The organism is Acidovorax sp. KNOB132 (assembly GCF_057541515.1).
In genome coordinates, this window is record NZ_BAAJYT010000515.1 from 1 (window position 1) to 1,334 (window position 1,334).

The following is a 1,334-nucleotide window of genomic DNA, read 5'->3' on the forward strand; positions in this document are numbered from 1 at the left end:
CGGTCGGGCGGCGGCGTGTCGGCCGCGCTGCCGGCGTTGCCGGCCACGCCCTGCAGGTAGCGGTTCACGAGCTGCAGCGATGCGGTCTCGGCACGCACGGCGGCCAGCTGGTCTTCCAGGTCCTGGATGCGGCCGTCCAGCGGGCTGGCGCAGCCGGCGGCCACGTCGCGGTCTTCGGTGGTGATCTTGAATTCGCCCACGCGCACTCCGGTGCCTGCGGCGATCTGCAGGCTGGCGGTGTCGATGGAGGCGGGCAGGCAGCGGAACACGGCGCTGCGGGCGCCGGCGGCCACGCGCGCGGTGCGTTCCACGGTGGCGCTGCCGGGGGAGACGGTGACCTGGGTGATGCGCGAGGCCACGCTGTCCTGCGCCAGGGCGGTGCCGGTGCCCAGCAGTGCCGTGGCGCTGGACAGACAGGTCAGCAGCGCGGCCATGGTGGGGCCGGCCGGCCGGACGGCAGGCACGGGCCGCAGGGAGGGCATGGAGGGAATCAAGGGCGGCTCCTGGGTGGGCTGGCGGATGGATCTGGAGGCGGCGGAAAGGTACCGCGCCCGGCGATTATTCACCCGTGCCCGCCGCGGCCCGCAGGAGCCCCGCGCCGAGGGCGCTCCGGCGATCAGTCCATGAACGCGGCAGCGGCCGCGGCGGCCGGGCTGACGCCGGTCGGCCGCATGCGGCCCAGCGTCTCGCTGCCCACCAGGCCCTCGATGTCCACGAGGATGAGCATGCGGTCGTTCACGCTGCCCAGGCCCAGGATGAATTGGGCGTCCACGCTGGAGGACAGCTGGGGCGCGGGGCGGATCATCTCCGCCGTCAACTCCACCACATCGGAGACGGAGTCCACCACCGCGCCCACGGTGTGCTGTCCGACGTTGAGCACGATCACCACCGTGGAGTGGTTGTACTCGGCGCTGGCGCAATGCAGCCGCAGGCGCAGGTCCACGATGGGAATGATGATGCCGCGCAGATCGACCACGCCCTTGATGAAGTCGGGCGCACCGGCCAGCCGCGTCGGCGGCTCGTAGGAGCGGATTTCCTGTACCTGGAGGATGCCGATGCCGTACTCCTCATCGCCCAGGCGGAACGAGAGGAATTCGCCGCCCTGGCTGACGGCATTGGCGGCGGCGGTGTCGGTGGTGTCGGTGGTGTCGGTGGGAGAGGAAGAAAGGGCCATGGCGGATCTCTTGCAGGCAATGAAGGAAGAAAAGGGTCCCGTTGGGGTCCGGTGGCCCATCGTACCGGGGTGGGACGATGGGCCATGGACGGTGCGCGGGGGCGGGTCAGAAGTTCTGCCAGTCGTCTTCGCTGCCGCCGCCGGCCATGGCCAGCGAGGG

The 1,334-nt window shown here is 71.3% G+C and carries 2 protein-coding genes; both read right to left on the reverse strand.

Features of this window, described 5'->3' with window-relative positions; translation table 11 throughout:
• The coding region (locus AC27IO_RS24245; RefSeq protein WP_498741218.1) for a DUF4140 domain-containing protein at positions 1–482 on the reverse strand (482 nt) is incomplete at its 3' end.
• Between the two features lie 134 nt (positions 483–616).
• Entirely contained in the window at positions 617–1,174 is a 558-nt protein-coding gene (locus AC27IO_RS24250) for a chemotaxis protein CheW (RefSeq protein WP_498741219.1), read from the reverse strand.
• Positions 1,175–1,334: the final 160 nt, after the last annotated feature.

Coding starts and splice junctions, on each gene's coding strand:
- AC27IO_RS24250 (WP_498741219.1), bottom strand. CDS start 1,174: ATGGCCCTTTCTTCCTCTCCCACCGACACCACCGACACCACCGACACC.